The sequence below is a fragment of the Thermodesulfomicrobium sp. WS genome (genome assembly GCF_027925145.1).
GTDB lineage: Bacteria > Desulfobacterota > Desulfovibrionia > Desulfovibrionales > Desulfomicrobiaceae > Thermodesulfomicrobium.
The window spans coordinates 1441530-1461368 of record NZ_AP027130.1 but is presented as its reverse complement, the minus strand read 5'-3'; the positions used below and the strand labels follow the sequence as shown (position 1 = coordinate 1461368).

Annotated in this window: 11 protein-coding genes and 1 pseudogene; 6 read left to right on the top strand and 6 right to left on the bottom strand. The window is 63.7% G+C overall.

Going from position 1 to position 19839, the window contains the following annotated elements:
- Positions 1-27: 27 nt before the first annotated feature.
- Together epsC and cysK are read right to left on the bottom strand one after the other, a co-directional pair.
- Entirely contained in the window at positions 28-921 is an 894-nt protein-coding gene (gene epsC, locus QMF81_RS07030; protein ID WP_281750043.1) for a serine O-acetyltransferase EpsC, read from the bottom strand.
- Entirely contained in the window at positions 918-1853 is a 936-nt protein-coding gene (gene cysK / locus QMF81_RS07025; RefSeq protein ID WP_281750042.1) for a cysteine synthase A, read from the bottom strand. Before cysK ends, epsC begins: the two co-directional genes overlap by 4 nt.
- A 276-nt stretch (positions 1854-2129) precedes the next feature.
- Between cysK and QMF81_RS07020 the strand changes: the two genes are divergently transcribed.
- Together QMF81_RS07020 and QMF81_RS07015 are read left to right on the top strand one after the other, a co-directional pair.
- Positions 2130-6629, top strand: coding sequence for a glutamate synthase-related protein (locus QMF81_RS07020; RefSeq protein ID WP_281750041.1), 4500 nt, complete (start codon positions 2130-2132; stop codon positions 6627-6629).
- Positions 6630-6646: 17 nt separating this feature from the next.
- On the top strand, positions 6647-6856 hold the full coding sequence (locus QMF81_RS07015; protein WP_281750040.1) for a heavy metal-associated domain-containing protein: 210 nt from the start codon (positions 6647-6649) through the stop codon (positions 6854-6856).
- An 83-nt stretch (positions 6857-6939) separates the two neighbouring features.
- On the opposite strand, the gene acs is transcribed toward QMF81_RS07015, so the two are convergent.
- Complete coding sequence (gene acs / locus QMF81_RS07010; protein WP_281750039.1) at positions 6940-8913, bottom strand: acetate--CoA ligase; 1974 nt, start codon at positions 8911-8913, stop codon at positions 6940-6942.
- Between the two features lie 164 nt (positions 8914-9077).
- Between acs and QMF81_RS07005 the strand changes: the two genes are divergently transcribed.
- From QMF81_RS07005 to QMF81_RS06995, 3 genes are all read left to right on the top strand, one after another.
- The gene (locus tag QMF81_RS07005) at positions 9078-11768 is read left to right on the top strand and encodes a bifunctional acetate--CoA ligase family protein/GNAT family N-acetyltransferase (protein WP_281750038.1); all 2691 of its coding nucleotides are present in this window, start codon (positions 9078-9080) and stop codon (positions 11766-11768) included.
- Positions 11769-11889: 121 nt separating this feature from the next.
- Positions 11890-13182 (top strand): citrate synthase, encoded by a 1293-nt coding sequence (locus QMF81_RS07000; protein ID WP_281750037.1) that lies wholly within the window; start codon positions 11890-11892, stop codon positions 13180-13182.
- Positions 13183-13194: 12 nt separating this feature from the next.
- Positions 13195-13569, top strand: coding sequence for a DUF202 domain-containing protein (locus tag QMF81_RS06995; protein ID WP_281750036.1), 375 nt, complete (start codon positions 13195-13197; stop codon positions 13567-13569).
- On the opposite strand, the gene QMF81_RS06990 is transcribed toward QMF81_RS06995, so the two are convergent.
- The gene (locus QMF81_RS06990; RefSeq protein ID WP_281750035.1) at positions 13535-14665 is read right to left on the bottom strand and encodes an HD domain-containing protein; all 1131 of its coding nucleotides are present in this window, start codon (positions 14663-14665) and stop codon (positions 13535-13537) included. The two genes, QMF81_RS06995 and QMF81_RS06990, sit on opposite strands and share 35 nt — an antisense overlap.
- Positions 14666-16384, bottom strand: a complete 1719-nt coding sequence (locus QMF81_RS06985; RefSeq protein WP_281750034.1) for a methyl-accepting chemotaxis protein — start codon at positions 16382-16384, stop codon at positions 14666-14668.
- Positions 16385-16646: 262 nt separating this feature from the next.
- Between QMF81_RS06985 and QMF81_RS06980 the strand changes: the two genes are divergently transcribed.
- On the top strand, positions 16647-19346 hold the full coding sequence (locus tag QMF81_RS06980; protein ID WP_281750033.1) for a cation-transporting P-type ATPase: 2700 nt from the start codon (positions 16647-16649) through the stop codon (positions 19344-19346).
- Positions 19347-19394: 48 nt separating this feature from the next.
- On the opposite strand, the pseudogene QMF81_RS06975 reads toward QMF81_RS06980, so the two are convergent.
- A pseudogene (locus tag QMF81_RS06975) lies at positions 19395-19778 on the bottom strand (ammonia-forming cytochrome c nitrite reductase subunit c552); the annotation flags it as partial.
- Positions 19779-19839 lie beyond the last annotated feature (61 nt).

Sequence of the window (19839 nt, the reverse complement as noted above, 5' to 3'; positions counted from 1 at the left end):
TTGGGCTTGAGGACAGCGGCGACGAACTCAATGAGGCTCCTTGCGGAATATCCGCGCGCCAGGGGGCACGTCTTCCACCACCCACATATTGCCGCCAATGACCGCTCCGCGGCCAATGGTAATGCGTCCCAACACAGTGGCGCCGGAGTAGATAATCACATCGTCTTCCACGATGGGATGCCGGGGGATACCTTTGACCAAGTGCCCTTGCTCATCTTTGGGAAAGCTCTTCGCGCCCAAGGTCACGCCTTGATACAGGCGGACATTGGCGCCGATGATGCAGGTCTCGCCAATGACCACCCCGGTACCGTGATCAATGAAGAATCCTTCGCCGATCTGTGCGCCGGGGTGGATGTCGATGCCGGTCTCCGAATGGGCCATCTCGGTGATGATGCGCGGGATGAGCGGCACGCCCAACAGATAGAGCTCATGGGCGAGACGCTGGTTGGTGACGGCCCGGATGGATGGATAGCAGAATATGGTCTCGCCTGGGCTTTTGGCCGCCGGGTCCCCCACGTAGGCGGCCTGCACGTCGGTGGCGAGCAGGTGGCGCACTTTGGGGAGGGTGAGCAGGAAGGCGTCCGCCAGGGCATCGGCCCGGTCTTCACATTCGCTGCTGCAGATGGTCTCGGTACACGAAAAACAGAACCCCCGGGCAATCTGCCGGGAGAGTTCCCGGCGCACTTTCTCCAGCTTGGAGCCCACAAAATAGGCCATGTTGCGCGGCGTGATGAAGGGTTCCTTGAAGTATCCGGGAAACAAAATCGAGCGCAGACGCTCCACCGTTTCGGCCAAGGCATCCACCGAAGGCATGGGAGAGCCGAAAGAAGGCTCGTGATACACCCCCTGGTAGGACTGCGGGGCGCACAAGGCATCCACCACCTGGCTCAGGACCGAATTACCATTGATCTTGGATTTCATGAATTCTTTTCCTTGGAAACAAAAAGCGGGGTACTCAAATAGCGCTCACCGGTGTCGCAGATGACCGTCACCACCAATTTGCCCGCAAAGCGAGGCTGGGCAGCCAGACGCAGGGCCGCGGCCACATTGGCTCCAGCCGAAATCCCGCACACGATGCCCTCTTCCCGGGCCAGGCGCCGTGCGGTCTCCATGGCTTCTTCCCCAGAGACGGTGAGCACTTCGTCGATCAGCGACCGGTCGAGCACCTTGGGTACGAAATTGGCCCCAATTCCCTGGATGGGATGCGGGCCGGCAATGCCCTGGGAAAGGAGCGGCGACTCTTCAGGCTCCACGGCCACGGCCACAAGCCCAGGGCGCCGGGGCTTCAAGGCCCGGGCAACGCCCGTGAGGGTACCGCCGGTACCCACCCCGGCCACAAAGACGTCAATGACCCCCTGGGTATCGGCCCAGATTTCTTCCGCCGTGGTGCGGCTATGGACTTCGGGATTGGCGGGATTGTCGAATTGCCGCGGCATGAAGGCCTGCCGCTCGCGGGCAATGGCTTCGGCGCGGCGCACCGCCCCGGCCATGCCTTCTGCCCGGGGAGTGAGTACGATCTCTGCTCCCATATGGGCAAGGAGCATGCGCCGCTCCAGACTCATGGACTCAGGCATGGTCAAGATCAGACGGTAGCCGCGTACGGCACATACCAAGGCCAGGCCGATGCCGGTATTGCCGCTGGTGGGCTCCACGATGACCGCTCCTGGAAAAAGCTCCCCGGAAGCCTCGGCAGCCTCGATCATGGCCAGGGCAATGCGGTCTTTTACCGAAGCCATGGGATTGAAGTACTCGAGCTTTACCGCCACCTGGGCCGGCAAGCCGTGGGCAAGGCGCGAGAGCATGACCATGGGGGTGCGGCCGATGAGTTCGAGGACATTTCGGGCAATGGGCATGAGGATTCTCCTGATGGCCACAAGATTTCCGTAACGACGGCGTAGTGCCGGGGTCTGGCGCGAATCGCCTGAAGCGTCAAGGGCGCCTGGGCTGCCGGGCAGGGTTTTTGGTCAGCAACGGGAATCGGTGCCAAGGGCGTTGGCTGCCGCGGCAGTGGCGGTACCGGATGGATTCCCACCGCTTCACGGGAACTCCCTTCAGGGCTTGCGGCCACGAACAGGCGAGGCTAGGCATGGGGCATCTTCATATCCATTGCCGTTCCCGAGGAGACTGCCATGACCCGAGTTGCCGAACGCGACGCCTGCGCCCTCATCGCCTTTGTGGACAAGCACGGCCGCCCATCGCACGCCAATATCGTCAAAACCATCGACGCCCTCAAAAACATGGCCCACCGTTCCGGCGACATCTTCAGCGAAGGGGACGGCTGTGGGGTCCAGACCGATATCCCTCGCGCCATTTGGGCCGAACGGCTCCAGAGCGCGGGGCTTTCCCCGCACCTGGCAGAAAGCCCGCGATTTTGCGTGGGGCATTTGTTCGTGCGCACCAAGGAAGCGCAAGCAGTATGGGCAGAAATCCGTGACGCCTTCGCCGCCGCAGGCATCGACCTGCTCCTCCAGACCACCGACGCCATGGACCCTGCCGCCCTCGGTCCCCGGGCGCGCCACGATCCCCCGCTCTTTTGGCAACTGGCAGGGCTTTCGCCCGAACTCGCACCGGAAACCCGCGAGGCCCAACTCTTTCGCCTGGCCTGCCGTCTGGAAAGCAGCCATATCCACGTCTGCTCCCTCAGCCACAGCACCTGTGTCTATAAATTGCGCGGCGCTCCGGACCTCCTGCCCCAGGTATATCCCGATCTTCGCGACCCACGGGCCAAATCCGCCATCACCCTCGGCCACGGTCGGTATTCCACCAACACCCTTCCCACCCCCGAACGCGCCCAACCCTTTTTCTTTCTGGGACACAACGGCGAGATCAACACCATCGACCGCCTCCGCCGCCATGCCCAGGCCATCGGGCTGCCCATAAGCCTGGCTGGCAGCGATTCGCAGGATCTCGACCGCATCCTCGCAGGACTGGTGCACGAGCGCGGCATGGACCTGATCCTTGCCATGGCCACTGTGTTTCCGCCTGTACCCAGCCTCGCGGATGCTTTCCCCGAACCTCTGGCCCAGGCCTACCGTCTTCTGCGCTGGTTTTTTCCAACCCCGGCCCAAGGGCCGGCAGCGGTGGTCGCCCGCTGCGGCAACCTCTGCGTAGGGAGCGTCGATGCCCTGGGCCTGCGCCCCTTGTGGTTCGGGGAGACGGACTACGAATACTTTTTGTCCTCGGAAAAAGGCGTCGTGGACGTCCTCTCCACCATGCACGACCCGCGTCCGCTCGCCCCAGGAGAAAAGATCGCCTTTGAGCTGCGTCCCGGCGGCCACACCCAGGTGCTCGACGTCTGGGCCATGGAAGAACGGGTCCACCAAGGGGTGGCCAAAAGCCCCCTGGCGGAACACGCCCGCCGCCTCCACCGGGGAAGCCTCACGGCAACGGCACTTCCTCCTCAAGGGCTCTCTGCGCTCCTGCCCCAGGCCCGGCCCGTGCCTGCCGAGGCCACCGGGCTCCTCGCCGCCTTTGGATGGACGGCCTACGACCAGCGCATGCGTCGGCATGTGGCTGCCACCGGCCAGGGTCCCATCGGCTCCTTGGGGTACCAAGGCCCCCTTGCCCCCCTGGACCCGCACCTGCCCAATCTCGCCGACTACCTCAAGGAAAGCGTGGCCGTGGTCACCAACCCGGCCATCGACCGGGAGCGCGAGGCAGAACACTTTTCCACCGCCGTCATCCTCGGCGCTTCTCCGGCCACCCATACGGCGCCCCTGGGCCTTGAACTGACGACCCCGATCCTGCTCGGCGGGCTTCCCGGATCCGCCACCTCGGCCGCACAGCTGGAGACCCTCTGCCACGAACACGGCACCGCTACCCTGGAGCACGTGCTCCACCTGATGACCGACGGCGGCCGGGACACAAGCCGCGTGGTCGTTATCGATGCGACCTTCCACCCGGACCACGGCATCCGGCCATGCCTGGAGCGCATCTGGAACGACGTCGCCCACGGAGTGGGCCGCGGCGCGCACCTGGTGCTCCTGGACGACAGCCGAAGCTTCCACGACGGCCGCGTGTTCATGGACCCGGCCCTCGCGGTGGCCTGGATCACCCATCGGGCGGGGCAAGACCAGCTCCCCATGCCGTCCATCGTGGTGCGCTCCGGGGCCATCCGCAACCTCCATGACATCATGGTGCTCCTCGGGCTTGGCGCCACGGCGGTCAATCCATACCTCATCTGGCACCAGGCCGAGGCCCAGGCCGCAAGCGAAGAAGCGCTCGGCCACGCCCTGGGCAACACCCTGCGCGCCCTGCACGCCGGGGTAGAAAAGGTGCTCTCCACCATGGGCATCCACGCGGTCTCCGGCTATGGACGCATTTTCGGGGCCATCGGCCTCAAGGAAGAACTGGCGCAGATCCTCGCCTGCCCGGCCCATTGCTCCCATCCGGAAGTGGGGCTGGGCCTGGAGGAGATGGAATCCTTTGCCCTTCGTCGTCTTGAAGTGGCGAAGGCCCCGGCCTCACTGCCCGACCTTCCCAAACGCAACGTCCGTGTCGCCCGCATCATCCACGCCGTTGCCAGCGGCCAGGCAGGGTTCCAGCACATGGCTGACGCCTTTGCCGCCCTGGACGAGGAATACCCCATCGGACTGCGGCATTTGATGGGACTTGCGCGGCCTTCGGGGATCCTCCCCATACCCATGAGCCAGGTGGACCTGCGGGTGGGCGAGCACGCCATGCCGCTGCTCATTGCCGCCATGTCTTTCGGCTCTCAGGGCGAGCGGTCCTTTCGCGCCTACGCCGAGGCCGCGGCCCGCGTCGGTATCATCTGCATGAACGGTGAAGGCGGCGAGATCGACGACATGATCGGCCGCTACGGCCCCAACCGCGGCCAGCAAGTGGCCTCGGGCCGCTTCGGGGTCTCCATGCGGCTGCTCAATGCCTCGGCCTTCATCGAGATCAAGATCGGCCAAGGGGCCAAGCCCGGCGAAGGCGGACATTTGCCCGGGGCCAAGGTCACGCCCATGGTGGCCCGGGCGCGGCATTGCCAACCCGGCATTGCCCTCATTTCGCCCTCCAACCACCACGACATCTACTCCATCGAGGATCTGTGCCAGATCATTACCGAACTCAAAACCGCCAACCCCACGGCCCGCATCTCAGTCAAGATCCCGGTCACTCCAGGAGTGGCAACCATTGCCGTGGGCATCGCCAAGGCCGGGGCGCATATCATCAATATCAGCGGCTATGAGGGCGGTACTGGCGCGGCGCGGGAACACGCCAAGAAATACGTCGGCCTGCCGGTGGAGATCGGGGTGCGCGAAGCCCACGCAGGGCTCGTGGAGGCCGGGCTGCGGGAACAGGTCGAGATCTGGGCCGATGGCGGGGTCCGCTCCGCTGCGGATGTGGTCAAACTCCTCTGCCTGGGCGCCAACCGCGTGGGTCTGGGCACCGCAGCCCTTATGGCTGTGGGGTGCATCGCCTGCGAGCGCTGCCATCAGGACCGCTGTCCGCGCGGCATTTCCACCCAGATCCAGGACCTCCAGCAGGCCAGAGAGCGCGGCCTCAAGGCCTTCCAACCGCTGGACACCGAAGAAGCCGCCGACCGCCTGGCCCGCTATCTTACGGTGCTTGGAGAAGGTATCCGCGCCATCCTTGCCGACCTCGGTGTTCCCCGGGTCCACGAGCTGGTGGGAGCGACCCAATACCTGCGCCAAGTGCGGGAAATGGACCGCATCCGACTCGACAGCCTTCTTGCCCCGGTGGAAGTATCCAGCGCGCCTATGGCATGCCCGGTGCCTAAGCTGGTGCGAAAACCCCTCAACACCCTCACCAAGGTCATCGCCGATACCGTACGGGCAGGATTCACGGAAGAAGGCTGCCGGGTGATCCGCTATGCCGAAGAGTACGTGCGCTCCGTGGACCGCGCCGTGGGTACGGCCTTGGCGGGAGAAATCATCCGCGGCAGTTGCCCCCAAGGCCGGGCGGAGGTCATCCTTGCCGCCAGCATTCCGGGCAATGGTCTGGGCGCCTTTGCGGTGGACGGCATTGCGCTGCGGGTGGAAGGCGGCGGCCAGGACGGCATTGCCAAGGGGGCTTGCGGCGGAGAAACCATCATCCTCAAGGGACGCAACATCCTGGGGCAGCGAGTGGACGGCTCCGTGGGGAAATCCCTGGCGTATGGCGCCACCGGCGGATTCATCGCCATCCAGAACATGGCCGACTCCCGGGCGTGCGTGCGCCTTTCGGGCGCGGACGTGGTGTTTGGGGCGCGCATCACCCGTCCTGTGGAGGATGAGCGCGGGCATCTGGCGGCCTCGGCCCGCCTTAAAGGCTTCGCCTTCGAATACATGACCGGCGGGCGCGTGGTCTGCCTTGCCGACCCTGGGCCGTGGATCTGTTCGGGCATGACCGGCGGCACCATCTACCAATGCCTCTACCCGGAGTTTGGCTTTACCGAGGCAAGTCTTCGGCGGCGGCTGGCCCGAGGCTCCCATGTGCTGCTCTTGCCCGTGGAGGATGTGGATGTGGCGGTCATTGAAGAACTCCTCGGCCGCTACCAGAGACACCTTACCGCCTCCTTCCAAGACGACGAGGCCGTCGCCGTCCAGGGCCTTGTCCACGAGGCGGCCGCGCGTTTTCTCAAGATCGTCCCTGCCCTCACCCCGGCCATCGCGCCGGAATAATCTGCCAGGAGGTATGTATGCCCAGCATTCACGTGGGAGGCATGAGCTGCCAGCACTGTGTCCAGTCCGTCACCCGGGCCCTGTCGGCCATCCCCGGCATCACGGATATCTCCGTGTCCCTGGAGCGCGGCGAAGCCACATTCCAGGCGCCGAAGGATCTCGACTGGGATGCGGTGCGCGCGGCCATTGCCAAGGCCGGATTTGAGCCAGGCAACGAAGGGGCCTGAAGGGAAAAAACCGGGGGCCGCTTGGGCCCCCGGGAGGAAGTCCCCAAGACGTGGGGGCGTCTTTGGGAGGTGTGGAGGGAAGATCAGACGCGTTTGCGGCCGGCGATGAGGTCCTGGATCACCGACGGATCGGCCAGGGTGGACGTATCGCCGAAGTCGTCCATGGAGGTAGAGCCTGCGGTGATCTTGCGCAGCACCCGGCGCATGATCTTGCCGCTGCGGGTCTTGGGCAGGCCCAAGGTGAACTGGATGACCTCGGGCGCGGCCAGTGGGCCGATTTCCTTGCGCACGTGGTTGCGCAGCTCCTTCACCAGCTCCGGAGTTTCGTCCACGTCGGCGCGCAAAATGACATACGCGTAGATGGCCTGGCCTTTGATCTCGTGCGGCACGCCCACCACCGCGGCCTCGGCCACGGCAGGATGCGACACCAAGGCGGATTCGATCTCCGCTGTGCCCAGACGATGCCCCGAGACGTTGATGACGTCGTCGAGCCGCCCCATGATCCAGAAATAGCCGTCCTCGTCCACGCGGGCGCCGTCACCGGACTCGTACTTGCCGGGGAAACGCTCGAAGTACTGGCTCTTGAAGCGCTCGGGCGCGCCAAAGACCCCGCGCAGCATGCCGGGCCAGGGCCGTTCGATGACCAAGTGGCCGCCCTCGTTGACTCCGGCGGGCTGGCCCTCGGCGGTGACAATGGCGGCCTTGACCCCGGGCAAGGGGCGGGTGGCGGAACCGGGTTTGAGCGGCGTGGCAAAGGGCAAGGCGGAAATGAGGATGCCGCCGGTCTCCGTCTGCCACCAGGTGTCCACGATGGGGAGCTTGCCTTTGCCGATGTGCTCGAAGTACCATATCCAGGCCTCGGGGTTGATGGGCTCGCCCACGCTGCCGAGCACCCGCAGGGAGGAGAGGTCGTGCTTGGTGGTCCACTCCACGCCTTCGCGCATCAGGGCGCGGATGACCGTAGGCGCGGTGTAGAAGGTGGTCACCTTGAACTTTTCCACCACCTGCCAGAAGCGGGCAGGGTCCGGCCAGGAGGGGACGCCCTCGAACATCAGGCTGGTGGCGCCCAAGGTGAGCGGCCCGTACACGATGTACGTGTGTCCGGTGATCCAGCCCACGTCCGCGGTGCACCAATGGATGTCGTCGTCGTGGAGGTCGAACACCCATTGGGTGGTATGCGCGGCGTAGGTCAGATAACCGCCGGTGGTGTGCACCACGCCCTTGGGTTTGCCGGTGCTGCCGCTGGTGTAGAGGATGAAGAGCAGGTCCTCGGCGTCCATGGACTCGCATGGACAAGAGGCGGCGACGTCAGGATCCTTCATGAGGTCGGCCCACCAATGATCCCGGCCAGCCACCATGGTGACATCGATCCCGGCGCGCGGCACCACCACCGTGGCCGTCACCGAGGGGCACGCGCCAAGGGCTTCGTCCACATTGGCCTTGAGCGGAATCTTGCGGCCGCCGCGCAGCACGGCATCGGCGGTGACCACTACCTTGGCCTCGCAGTCTTGGATCCGGGACTGCAGGCTCGCCGCCGAAAAACCGCCAAAGACGATGGAATGGGGCGCGCCGATGCGGGCGCAGGCGAGCATGGCCACAGCAGCCTCGGGGATCATGGGCATATAGAGCACCACCCGGTCGCCGCGATGCACGCCCAGTTTTTTGAGCACGTTGGCAAAGCGCTCGACCTCGGCCAAGAGCTCGCGATAGGTGATGTGCCGCACGTCTTCGTCGGGCTCACCCTGCCAGATGAGGGCGGTCTTGTCGGCGCGGCCGTTGTGCACATGGCGGTCCAGGCAATTGTAGCACACATTGAGTTTGCCCCCCCGGAACCACTCCACCCGCGGCACGCTGAAATCATAGTCCAGGACCTTGGTCCAGGGCTCGAACCAGGTGACGAGCTCCCGCGCCCGTGCTGCCCAATATCCTTCCGGGTCGACCTCGGCACGACGGTAGTGCTCTTCGTAGGTGGCCAAGTCCGGGATATGGGCACGAGGGTTCTGGAAGGGCGCAAACTGCCGCTGTTCGTGCAAGAGACTCTGGATGTTTTCCGTCATAAAATCAGCTCCTTGGGATTGAAAAAACGCAGAAAGTGCCTTGTCGTTGCCATAGGGCATACAAGAAAAGATTTGGGCTTTCCTCCCTTTTCTGGTAAATGGTCAAAATCGGTCGTGAGCGGAAGCATCCACGGCTATCCTCGGTAAACGGAGATTTTTGGACGATGAGCGTCACCAACCTCGAAGCCTTGTTGCGGCCCAACTCCCTTGCCATCATCGGCGCTTCGCGCGAGGAAACTTCCGTGAGCGCCATGCTCATGAAAAATCTCTTGGCCAGCCGTTTCCTTGGGCCGGTGCTGCCGGTGTCCGGGGTGCAAGAGGCCATCTTTGGCATCCTGTCCTACCCTTCCATCGGATCCCTGCCACTCACGCCGGACCTTGCCGTGGTCTGCTCTCCCGTCGGCCAGGCGCCGCAAATCCTCGACCAGTTGGGGCAAGCCGGGGTGCGCGCCGCCATCCTCATGGACCCTGGCTACAGCGCCTTGGATGCCCGGGTACGGGCAGAGCTGGACGAAGGGATCCTCGCTGCGGTGCGGCGGCATGGCATCCGTGTACTTGGCCCGGAGAGTATCGGCCTGATCATCCCCAACATCGGGGTCAATGCCAGCCTTTCCCGCGTTGGGGCACGGGAAGGCCGGGTGGCCTTTGTCACCCAGTCGGACAGCCTTTTTGAGTCCGTTCTCGATTGGGCCAAGGCCAACAACGTGGGCTTTTCCCATTGCATCTCCCTGGGTCGGCAACTGGACGTGGATTTCAGCTCCGTGCTCGACTACCTGGGCTCGGACCCCGCCACCAAGTCCATTCTCCTCTACGTGGAGACCATTCAGGATGCCCGGCGTTTCATGTCCGCGGCCCGGGCCAGCGCCCGCAACAAACCCATCCTCGTCATCCGCCCGCGACGGCTGCCCTGCTCCATCCGGCAGGTGGCCAGCGGCCTCTCCGAGACCCGAGTGGACCGCATCTATGACGCCGCCTTCCGCCGCGCCGGCATGGTGCGCGTCAATGACATCGACTCGCTCTTCGAAGGGGCGCGCACCCTGGCCAACTACAAGCCCTTGCGCGGCAGTCACCTGGCCATTGTCACCAACGGCCAAAGCATCGGTCTTTTGGCCTCGGACATCCTGGAAGACGGCGGCGGCACCCTGGCGGCCATCGACGAAGACATCCAGGCCCGGCTGGAAGAAATCCTCGGCCCAGAGCGCTGCTCCGACAATCCGGTGACCCTGCCGGCCACTGCGGGCGCGGACATCTATGAACAAACCCTGGGGACGCTGCTCAAAAGCAAAGATGTGGGATGCGTGCTCGTCATCCACGTGCCTTTTCAAGGCGTGGACAGCACAGCCGTGGCCCAGGCCGTAGCCCAAATGGCCAAGACCACCCGCTGTCTCATCCTGGCCGCCTGGTTGGGGGAGGAGACCATGCGCGAAGCCAAGCCGATCTTCGACGAGGCAGGCATCCCCGTGTTCGACCGGCCGGGCAAGGCCGTGCATGCCTATCTCCACATGCTCGCCTACCGCCGCACCCAGCAGATCCTCATGCAGACTCCAGATTCGCTGCCCACGGACTTCTTCCCCGACACGGAGCGGGCGGAGCGCATTATCCGCGCCGCCTTGGACCAAGATCGAAGCCGCCTGACCGAGGAAGAAGCCCGGGACGTGCTCGAGGCCTACGGCGTTCCCGTGGTGCCCACCCGCATCTGCACCTCGGCGGCCGAGGCCGTGGGAGCCGCCGCGGAAATCGGCTATCCTGTGGCCCTCAAGATCCGCTCGCCGCAGATCGAACACCCCTATGCGGTGGGCGGATTGGCCCTGGACCTGACCACCCCGGATCTGGTGTTCGAGGCCGCGGCCAACATGGCGGCCCGGGTGCACGCCCAAGTCCCCAATGCCTATATCGAAGGCTTCACGGTGCAAAAGATGGGGCGCCGCCACGGGGCCCACGAACTCATCATCAGCGCCTTCACCGACCCCACTTTCGGCCCAGTCATCGCCTTTGGCCACGGCGGCGTGGCGGCGGCAGTCATCGACGACCAAAGCATGACCCTGCCGCCTCTCAACATGAGCCTCGCCCGCGAGCTCATGCGCGGCACCCGCATCTACCGCCTGCTCCAAGGCTCTCCGCGCCATCCCGGCGCAGACCTGGACGATATTTGCCTCGCCCTCATCCAAGTGAGCCAAATGCTCATCGATCTGCCGCACATCCAGGCCCTGGAGATCAATCCCCTTTTTGCCGACGATAGAGGTGTCCTCGCCCTGGGCGCCCGCATCACCATCGCCGAGCCCACCATCGCAGGGCCGCAGCGCCTGGCCATCCGCCCCTACCCGCGGGAGCTCGAAGAATGCGCGCGGCTCAAAGATGGAGCCAAGGTGCTTTTGCGCCCCATCCGCCCCGAAGACGCCGTGGCGCACCTGGAGTTCATCCACCGCCTCTCGGAAGAAGATCTGCGCCTGCGGTTCTTTGGCCTCGTGCAGCACTTCGTCCTCGACGACATGCCCAAGTTCACCCAGATCGACTACGACCGGGAAATGGCCTTCATCGCCACCCGTACCGTGGACGGCAAACCGGAAACCCTAGGCGTGGTACGCACCTCCACCAAGCCGGACAATTCCGTTGCCGAGTTCGCCATCATCGTGCGCTCGGACATGAAGGGTACCGGGTTGGGGTCCCTGCTCTTTGAAAAGATGATCCGCTACTGCAAGAGCCGGGGGACCAAGTATCTGGAAGGCCAAACCCTTCCCCACAACAAGGCCATGATCGGTCTTGCCAAGCGCTTTGGCTTCACCGTCACCCACAACTACGACGAAGAAGTGGTGCTCATGCGCCTGTGTCTGTGGGAATGGGAACCCCAGGCCTAACACCTGGCCGCCGCCTTTGACGGCCACCGCCCCGCTTTGCTAGCACCGCTTTCCAGAAAGCGGCCCCAGAGCCGGGGCCGCGGTATTTTTGGTGTGCCATCCCAACCATAAAGGAGCATCCATGCAAGATACAGCAACCTTGACCATAGACGGCCAAACTTACGAGCTCCCCATCGTGCGGGGAACGGAAGGAGAAGTGGCTATCGATATCAGCTCGCTCCGCTCCCGGGCAAAGGTCATCACCCTGGATCCGGGCTACGCCAACACCGGTGCGTGCACGAGCACCATCACCTTCGTGGACGGCGAAAAAGGCATCCTCCGCTACCGGGGCTATCCTATCGAACAGTTGGCGGAATACAGCTCCTTCGTGGAAACTGCCATGCTGCTCATCTTTGGCGAACTGCCCACCAAAGAAGAGCGGGCCGAATTCCGCACCATGCTCGGGGATCAAGCCCTGCTCCATGAGGACCTGCTCCATCATTTCGATGGCTTTCCCCCCAATGGCCACCCCATGGCCATCCTGGCGGCGGTCATCAATTCCCTGGGCACCTACTACCCCGATCTCCTGGAAATCCGCTCTGATGAAGAATTCCGCCAGGCCGTGGCCAAACTCATCAGCAAGGTGCGCACCATCGCGGCCTTCAGTTATCGCAAGTCGCGGGGATTACCGATTATCTATCCTGACCCTCGCCGCTCCTACTGCGAAAACTTCCTCCACATGATGTTTTCCGTTCCCTACCGCGAGTATACCCCCACCCCAGAGGCCCTGCGCGCCCTATCGCTCTTTTTGCTGGTGCACGCGGACCACGAACAGAATTGCTCGTGTTCTACGGTGCGCATGGTGGGCTCCAGCGAGGCGAACCTTTTTGCCTCGGTGTCTGCAGGGGTTTCCGCCCTCTGGGGCCGCCTCCACGGCGGGGCCAATTCCGCAGTCTTGACCATGCTCGAACAGATCCGCGACGGCGACCTTTCCGTGCGCGAATGTGTGGAGCGGGCCAAACGCAAGGAATTTCGGCTCATGGGCTTTGGACACCGCGTCTACAAGAACTTCGATCCCCGGGCGAAAGTCCTCAAGGCCGCAGCCAAACGCCTGCTCACGTCCCTCAACGTCCAGGATGACCTCCTGGAAATCGCCCAAGAACTGGAAGACATCGCCCTGTCCGACGACTATTTCGTGGAGCGCAAGCTCTACCCCAACGTGGACTTCTACTCCGGCATCATCCTGCGCGCCTTGGGGATCCCCACCAACATGTTCCCGGTGATGTTCGCCATGGGCCGCATGCCGGGCTGGATCGCCCATTGGCATGAGCAATTCCAAGACCCCAATGCCCGCATCCATCGGCCCCGGCAAATCTATATGGGGCCAGCCCAACGGGACTACATCCCCATGCACGCCCGCAAGCGGACCTCATAAACGGAGGCGGTGATGTCCGACCTGCACGACCCACGGGTGCTCCTCGCCGCCGAGCGGACCCTCATGGCCTGGAACCGCACCTCCATCTCGCTCATGGCCTTTGGTTTTGCCGTGGAGCGTTTTGGACTGTTTTTGAGCATCTACGCCCAGGAGACCACTTCCCCCATGCAGCGGGGCCTTTCCTTCGTGGGAGGCCAGGGGTTCATCCTCCTGGGCGTGGTCGTGGCCGTGCTCTCGCTGGCGCAACATCGCAAGGTCCTGCAAAGCCTGACTCCTGGAGAAATTCCCCCAGGGTACCAGCGCTCGTGGGGGCTCCTCGTCAACGCCACCGTGGCCTTCATGGGGCTGATGCTCAGCATCTACCTGATGAGCGGCTTTCTTGGCTGATGGGGGCAAGGGCGGCGCAGCGCAGGGCGTGCAACACCTCGCCGCTCTTTTTCCCAAGCCCCTGCAGATGCACCGGCAAGCGCACGGCCTGGATGCGACGAGCGTCTTCCTCCATCCACTCCCGCACATCCAGGCCGTGATCGGCCTGCACGAGCCGGGCAAACGGCACAAGGAGCCCAGAACGCGCAAACTCCGTGACCAGCCGCACCCGGGTGGCTGCCTTGAGCTCCGCATACCGCGCTGCGGCCATGTGCCACCGCGCCGCCAGCGCCCCGGCCTGAATCCACGCTGAAGGCAGACGCAGCCTGCGCCCCCACTCACGGGCCAAGGTTTCGCCGCGGCGCTCATGCCCATGATGCCGGGGCCAGAACTCTTTCGGTGTGGCGGTCTTGCCCATATCGTGGGTGAGGGCCATCCATACGGCCAGAGGATCTCCGGCGCAGGCGTCCATGACCTGGGCTGTATGTTCGAGGAGACTTTCCTGATGGTACGGTTTGGGGCCTGCCGGGATGCTGGCCGCAGCATGCCAGATGGCGCACCACGGCGGGAGCCCGCCCCAGGCAGCGGCAAGGCGCAGAAACCGCCCCGGCGCCGGGGCCGCGCAGACTTTGCGCACCTCCGCCCCAACCCGCTCCGCCGCCACCGCACCCAGGGCCGCCTCGGGCATGGCTCGGGCAATCTCTTCCCAGGACACATCCACGCGAAAATCCGGAAACTGGGCGGCAAAGCGGGCCGCACGCACCAAGCGCACGGGATCGGCCAGGATATTGGCCGCGGCCACCGGCCGCAGCACCCGGGCGGAAAGGTCCTCCATGGCCCCAGGCAGGGCGATCACCTGCCCGTCTTCGTCCAGGGCCAGGGCGTTGATGGTGAGATCGCGGGAGGCAAGGTTGGCGTGGATGTCCGCCTCCGGGGCCAAGGTATATTCCTCGCCCTGCCGCACCCATACCGGCTCGCGACGGCCGACCCTGGTGAGCCCGGGGATGCGGCGCATAAGCTCTGCCTCGGAGCCGCCCACCACCACATAGTCGCGGTCCTGCACAGGGCGGCCGAGGAATAGATCCCGAACCGCCCCGCCCACCAGATAGATACGCATCTAGATCTTGAACTGTCCCACCAGGCCCCGCAGCCGCTCCGCCAAGGTAGCGAGCATCTCAGCGCTTTCCTGTACCGTACTGGCGTTGCCCGCAATCTTGGCGGACTCTTCACTCACCCCGACCACGTCGCGGGCAATCTCGCCCGTGGCGGTTTGCGCCTGGGCGACATTTTCGTTGACTTCCTGCACCCCGGCGGCCGCCTGGCCCACGTTGTCGGCAATATCCCGGGTGGTGACGCTCTGTTCTTCCACTGCCGCGGCAATGGTGCCGACGATGTTGTCCACGTCGTGGATGACCTGGGTCACGGCCTGGATGTCATGCACCGTCAGTCCCGTGGCGTTTTGGATGCCATCGATGCGCTGGCGGATCTCTTCGGTGGCCTTGGCGGTCTGCTGGGCGAGTTCCTTGATTTCATTGGCCACCACCGCAAAGCCCCGGCCTGCCTCGCCCGCCCGGGCCGCCTCGATGGTGGCGTTGAGGGCAAGGAGATTGGTCTGGGACGAGATGGCCATGATGGCTTCTGTGACCTTGCCGATCTCTTCGGCAGCAACACCCAACTCCCCCACCCGCGACGACGCCTGTGCCGCCTTGGCCACGGCATCGCCGGCGATGCCCTTGGCTTTGGTGGCGCTGGCGGCGATCTCGCCGATGGTGGCGCTCATCTCTTCCGCTGCTGTGGCCACGGTGGTGATGTTCACCGAAAACTCCTCCATGGCCGAGGCCACGGAACGCATGTTGGCGCTCATCTCTTCCGTGGCCGCAGCCACCAGATCGGTCTTGGTGTTCATGGTCTCAGAATTATCCCGAAGTCCGCGGGAAAGCTGCAGCAGATTCTCCGCTGCGCCGGCCAAGGCCCGGGCATTTCCGGCGGCGTCGCGCACGATGTCGTGCACCCGGGAGACGAAATGGTTGAAGTATTCCGCCAGCACCTGGGTTTCGGTACCTGAAGTGTCGGTCAGCCGGCGCGTCAAGTCGCCTTCGCCCTCGGCGATGTCCTTGAGCATGAGCGTCATGCGCGCGATGGGCCGGGTGATGGAGCGGATCAGCCACAATGTCAGTGGCAGGATGATGAGCGCCAGCCCAGCGGCAACGATGCCAAGCACCGTCATGAGGGCGCGCCGGGAGCCTGCTCGCAGCTCTTCGGCCATGGCAGCCTGGGCATCGACGACGTTATCGATATACACCCCAGTGCCCACCCACAGGTCCGTGCCCGGGATCTGCTCCGCGTAGCCGAGTTTGGGTTGGTCCCCCTTGCCAGGCTTGGCGAAGACGTATTCCACAAAACCACCCCCAGCCTGGGCCATCTTCTGGAGTTCGCGAACAAAGAATTTGCCGTGCACGTCTTTGGCCTCCCCCAAGTCCTTGCCTGTGAGCTCCGGCTTGGGCGGGACCCGCACCACGGTGGTATTGCGGTACACAAAATAATAGCCGGACTGATCGGCTTCAAAGCGGATGGGGTCCACCAGGGCATTGATGCGCTCCTGCTGAACCGCCGGATCAGTGACGCCCTTCAAGGTAGCGCCCAGGGCCAAGGCCATGGAATGCGTGGCCACCTTGATCTTGTCCTTGGCGTCCTCCGTCATGATGCGGCCCACCTGGGCGATGGTTTCCTCCCGCGTGGCCGTGGCATGGTACACGAAGATCCCCACCACGATGCCCACAAAAAACAGAAGCACTACCACCAAGGCAAAAATGCGGTTCCGAATGCCAAAAAGCATAGCCACCTCCAAGGAAAAAACCTTTGCACCACCAATCCGTCACGTTCTCGTAACGCCAAAAGGCATCTCAGGGCAAGGCGTTTTTCTCCAAACGAGCGGTCTTGTTTTCCGGATCGAATCTTCCTTTTTTTCAGAAACCCCTGTGTGCCACCAGCCTCATGCCCAATCAAAATCCATTGCCCTCGCTCTCTTGCCTTCAAACGAAGATTCCGTGTAAGGCAGATGATATCCCCTGTGCATCGACTTCCCCAAGGAGGAACGCATGGATTTTTCGCTCGCCAAGATATGGCACCATTTGCCCGTCGAGGAGGTGCTTGACCTCCTGCAAGTGGACCCTGCCAAGGGGCTCGCTCCGCTTCAGGCCGAACGCCGCCGGGAGCAATTCGGCCCCAACCGCCTCACCATCCGCAAGGGCAAGACCAAATTGGAGCGTTTCCTCCTCCAATTCCATCAGCCCTTGGTGTATATTCTCCTCATATCCGCCGTGGTGACCATAGGCCTTGGAGAATGGGTGGATGCCTCGGTCATCCTGGGTGTGGTGCTCGTCAACGCCGTGGTGGGCTATATTCAAGAAGCCAAGGCCATAAGCGCCCTGGAGGCCCTTGCCACCTCCATGGTGACCGAGGCCGTGGTGCGGCGCGACGGCGAGGTGGTGCGGCTGTCCGCCGAAGACCTGGTGCCGGGAGACGTGGTCATCCTGCGCTCCGGGGACAAGGTGCCGGCGGATCTGCGCCTTGTGGAAGTGAAAGACCTGCGGGTGGACGAGTCCGCCCTCACCGGCGAATCCGTGGCCGTGGGCAAGCAGGTGGATGCGCTTCCCCGGGATATCGTTTTGGCGGATCGCCGCAACATGGCTTACGCCTCCACCCTGGTGACCTATGGCCAGGCCACGGGAGTGGTGGTATCCACCGGCGACGCCACGGAGATCGGACGAATTTCCACCATGGTGGCCGAAGCCGACGAGTTGGCCACGCCGCTGACCCGCAAGATCGCCCGCTTCAGCCACATGCTCCTGTGGGCGATCATCGCGTTGGCAGCGCTGACTTTCGTGGCCGGGCTCCTGCGCGGCCAACCTGCCGCCGACACCTTTCTCGCCGCCGTGGCCCTGGCGGTGGCCGCCATTCCCGAGGGCCTGCCTGCAGCGGTGACCGTCATCCTCGCCATGGGGGTCTCCCGTATGGCCGCTCGCGGGGCCATCATCCGGAAGCTTCCGGCTGTGGAGACCCTTGGTGGAGCCACGGTCATCTGCTCGGACAAGACGGGCACCCTTACCCAAAACCAGATGACGGTGACCCGCATCTTCGCTGCTGGCCGAGCCTACTCCGTCACGGGCACCGGGTATCGCCCCCACGGCCACATTGAAGGATTTGAGGCCGACAATCAGGCGCTATTGCGGACAGCTCGCGGCGGGCTCCTGTGCAACGACACCCGCATCACCTTTACCGAAACCGACGAGCGCGTCACCGGAGATCCTACGGAAGCGGCCCTGATTGTGGCCGCGCTCAAGGCCGGCCTTGATCCGGCCGCCGAGGCCAGGGATTTTCCCCGCGTGGACACCCTGCCTTTTGAGTCCGAACACCAATACATGGCCACCCTCCACGATCAAAGAGAAGGCACGTCACGGCTGGTGCTGTTCAAGGGCTCGGTGGAAGCGCTTCTTTCCCGGGCCAGTGCGGCCATGGTCGCCGATGGGGGCATCGGACCCCTGGATGCCGAACACGTGCGCCGCGTCGTCGAAGAGATGGGGCTCGATGGCCTGCGGGTGCTCGCCGTGGCCTTCAAAGAACTGCCTCGGGAAACCACCCAGCTCACCCACGACCATCTCACCGAAGGTCTCGTCTTCCTCGGCCTCGAAGCCATGATGGACCCGCCCCGGCCTGAGGCCATCGCCGCCGTGGCCGCCTGCCAACGCGCCGGAATCCGTGTCAAAATGATCACCGGCGATCACGCGGTCACGGCCGCCGCCATCGGTGTCCAGTTGGGTCTGGGCATCGAGACCTGTCCTGGAAAGCCGACGTGTCAGGTGCTCTCCGGCGCCGAGCTCGCCGCCATGTCCGACGCCGAGCTCATGAAACGCGCCAGCGAGACGGCAGTATTCGCCCGCGTGGCGCCGGAGCAGAAATTGCGCCTCGTCATGGCCCTGCAACACCAGGGTGAAGTGGTGGCCATGACCGGCGACGGCGTGAACGATGCCCCGGCCCTCAAGCAGGCGGACATCGGCATCGCCATGGGCAAAGGGGGCACCGAGGCAGCCAAAGAGGCCGCGGACATGGTTCTTACCGACGACAACTTCGCTACCATCAAAGCCGCCGTGGAAGAAGGCCGCGGCGTCTACGACAACCTGCTCAAATTCATCGTCTGGACCTTGCCCACCAACGTCGGCGAAGGGCTGGTCATCCTGGCGGCAGTGCTGTTGGGGACCACCCTCCCTATTTTGCCGGTGCAGATCCTCTGGATCAACATGACCACAGCGGTGTGTCTGGGGCTCATGCTCGCCTTTGAGCCCAAAGAACCGGGCATCATGGAGCGCCCTCCCCGCCGTCCTGACCAACCCATCTTGGATACGGAACTGGTCATCCGTATCTTCATGGTGGGAGGCATCCTGCTCGTGACGGCCTTCGGGCTTTTTGCGTGGGAGCTTGCAAGTACTGGTGATGAGGCCCAAGCCCGCACCGTGGCGGTCAACGCCTTTGTCTTGGTGGAGACCTTTTACCTGTTCAACAGCCGCTCCTTTTCCCGCTCGCCCTTTGCCTTGGGATTTTTCTCCAATCCCTGGGTCCTCTTGGGTGCGTCCATCATGGTCGTCCTCCAAGTGGCCTTCACGTACGTGCCGCTGATGCACCATGCCTTCTCCACTGCCCCCGTAGGGGTTTTGCCGTGGATCAAAACCGTGGCCATCGGCCTTGCGGCGTACTTGATCGTGGAATGGGAAAAACGCCTGCGGGCCCCCAAGGCAATGTAGGACGCAAAAAGGGGATCGCCGCCGGGCATCGGCGATCCCCATAAACCATCACTGCGCCGCAGGTTTCGCAATAAGTCGACGGTTCTCGTCCCACACTTGGGCGGCCTGAGGCAATGGTTTGAGGTAGCGGAGCCACGGATGACTCTCCAAATGCCGCGGATCCATCTGGAGTTTGCGGCTATGCTCCAAAATAGGCGGCACAAGCGTCTTGATGTCTTTGGCAAGAATCTCAGCAGTAGTGAAGTCTGCAGCCTTCATAGCTAACTCCACAGCCTGCTGGCTATATTGCTGGGATTGCGCCAGAGTACGTAGAGCCTTGGCCGGATTGTGAAAACCAACACTATTTTCCGCCGACACATAATCCCAGAAGAACTGCCCCTTGCGGCACAACTCCCGAGCCTGGACGAGGAGTTGATCGTAATCTGCCGGTTTAGGGCCAATCCCTGCGCCTCAGTCACGCTTCTGAATCCATGACATAATATACATGCCTTTC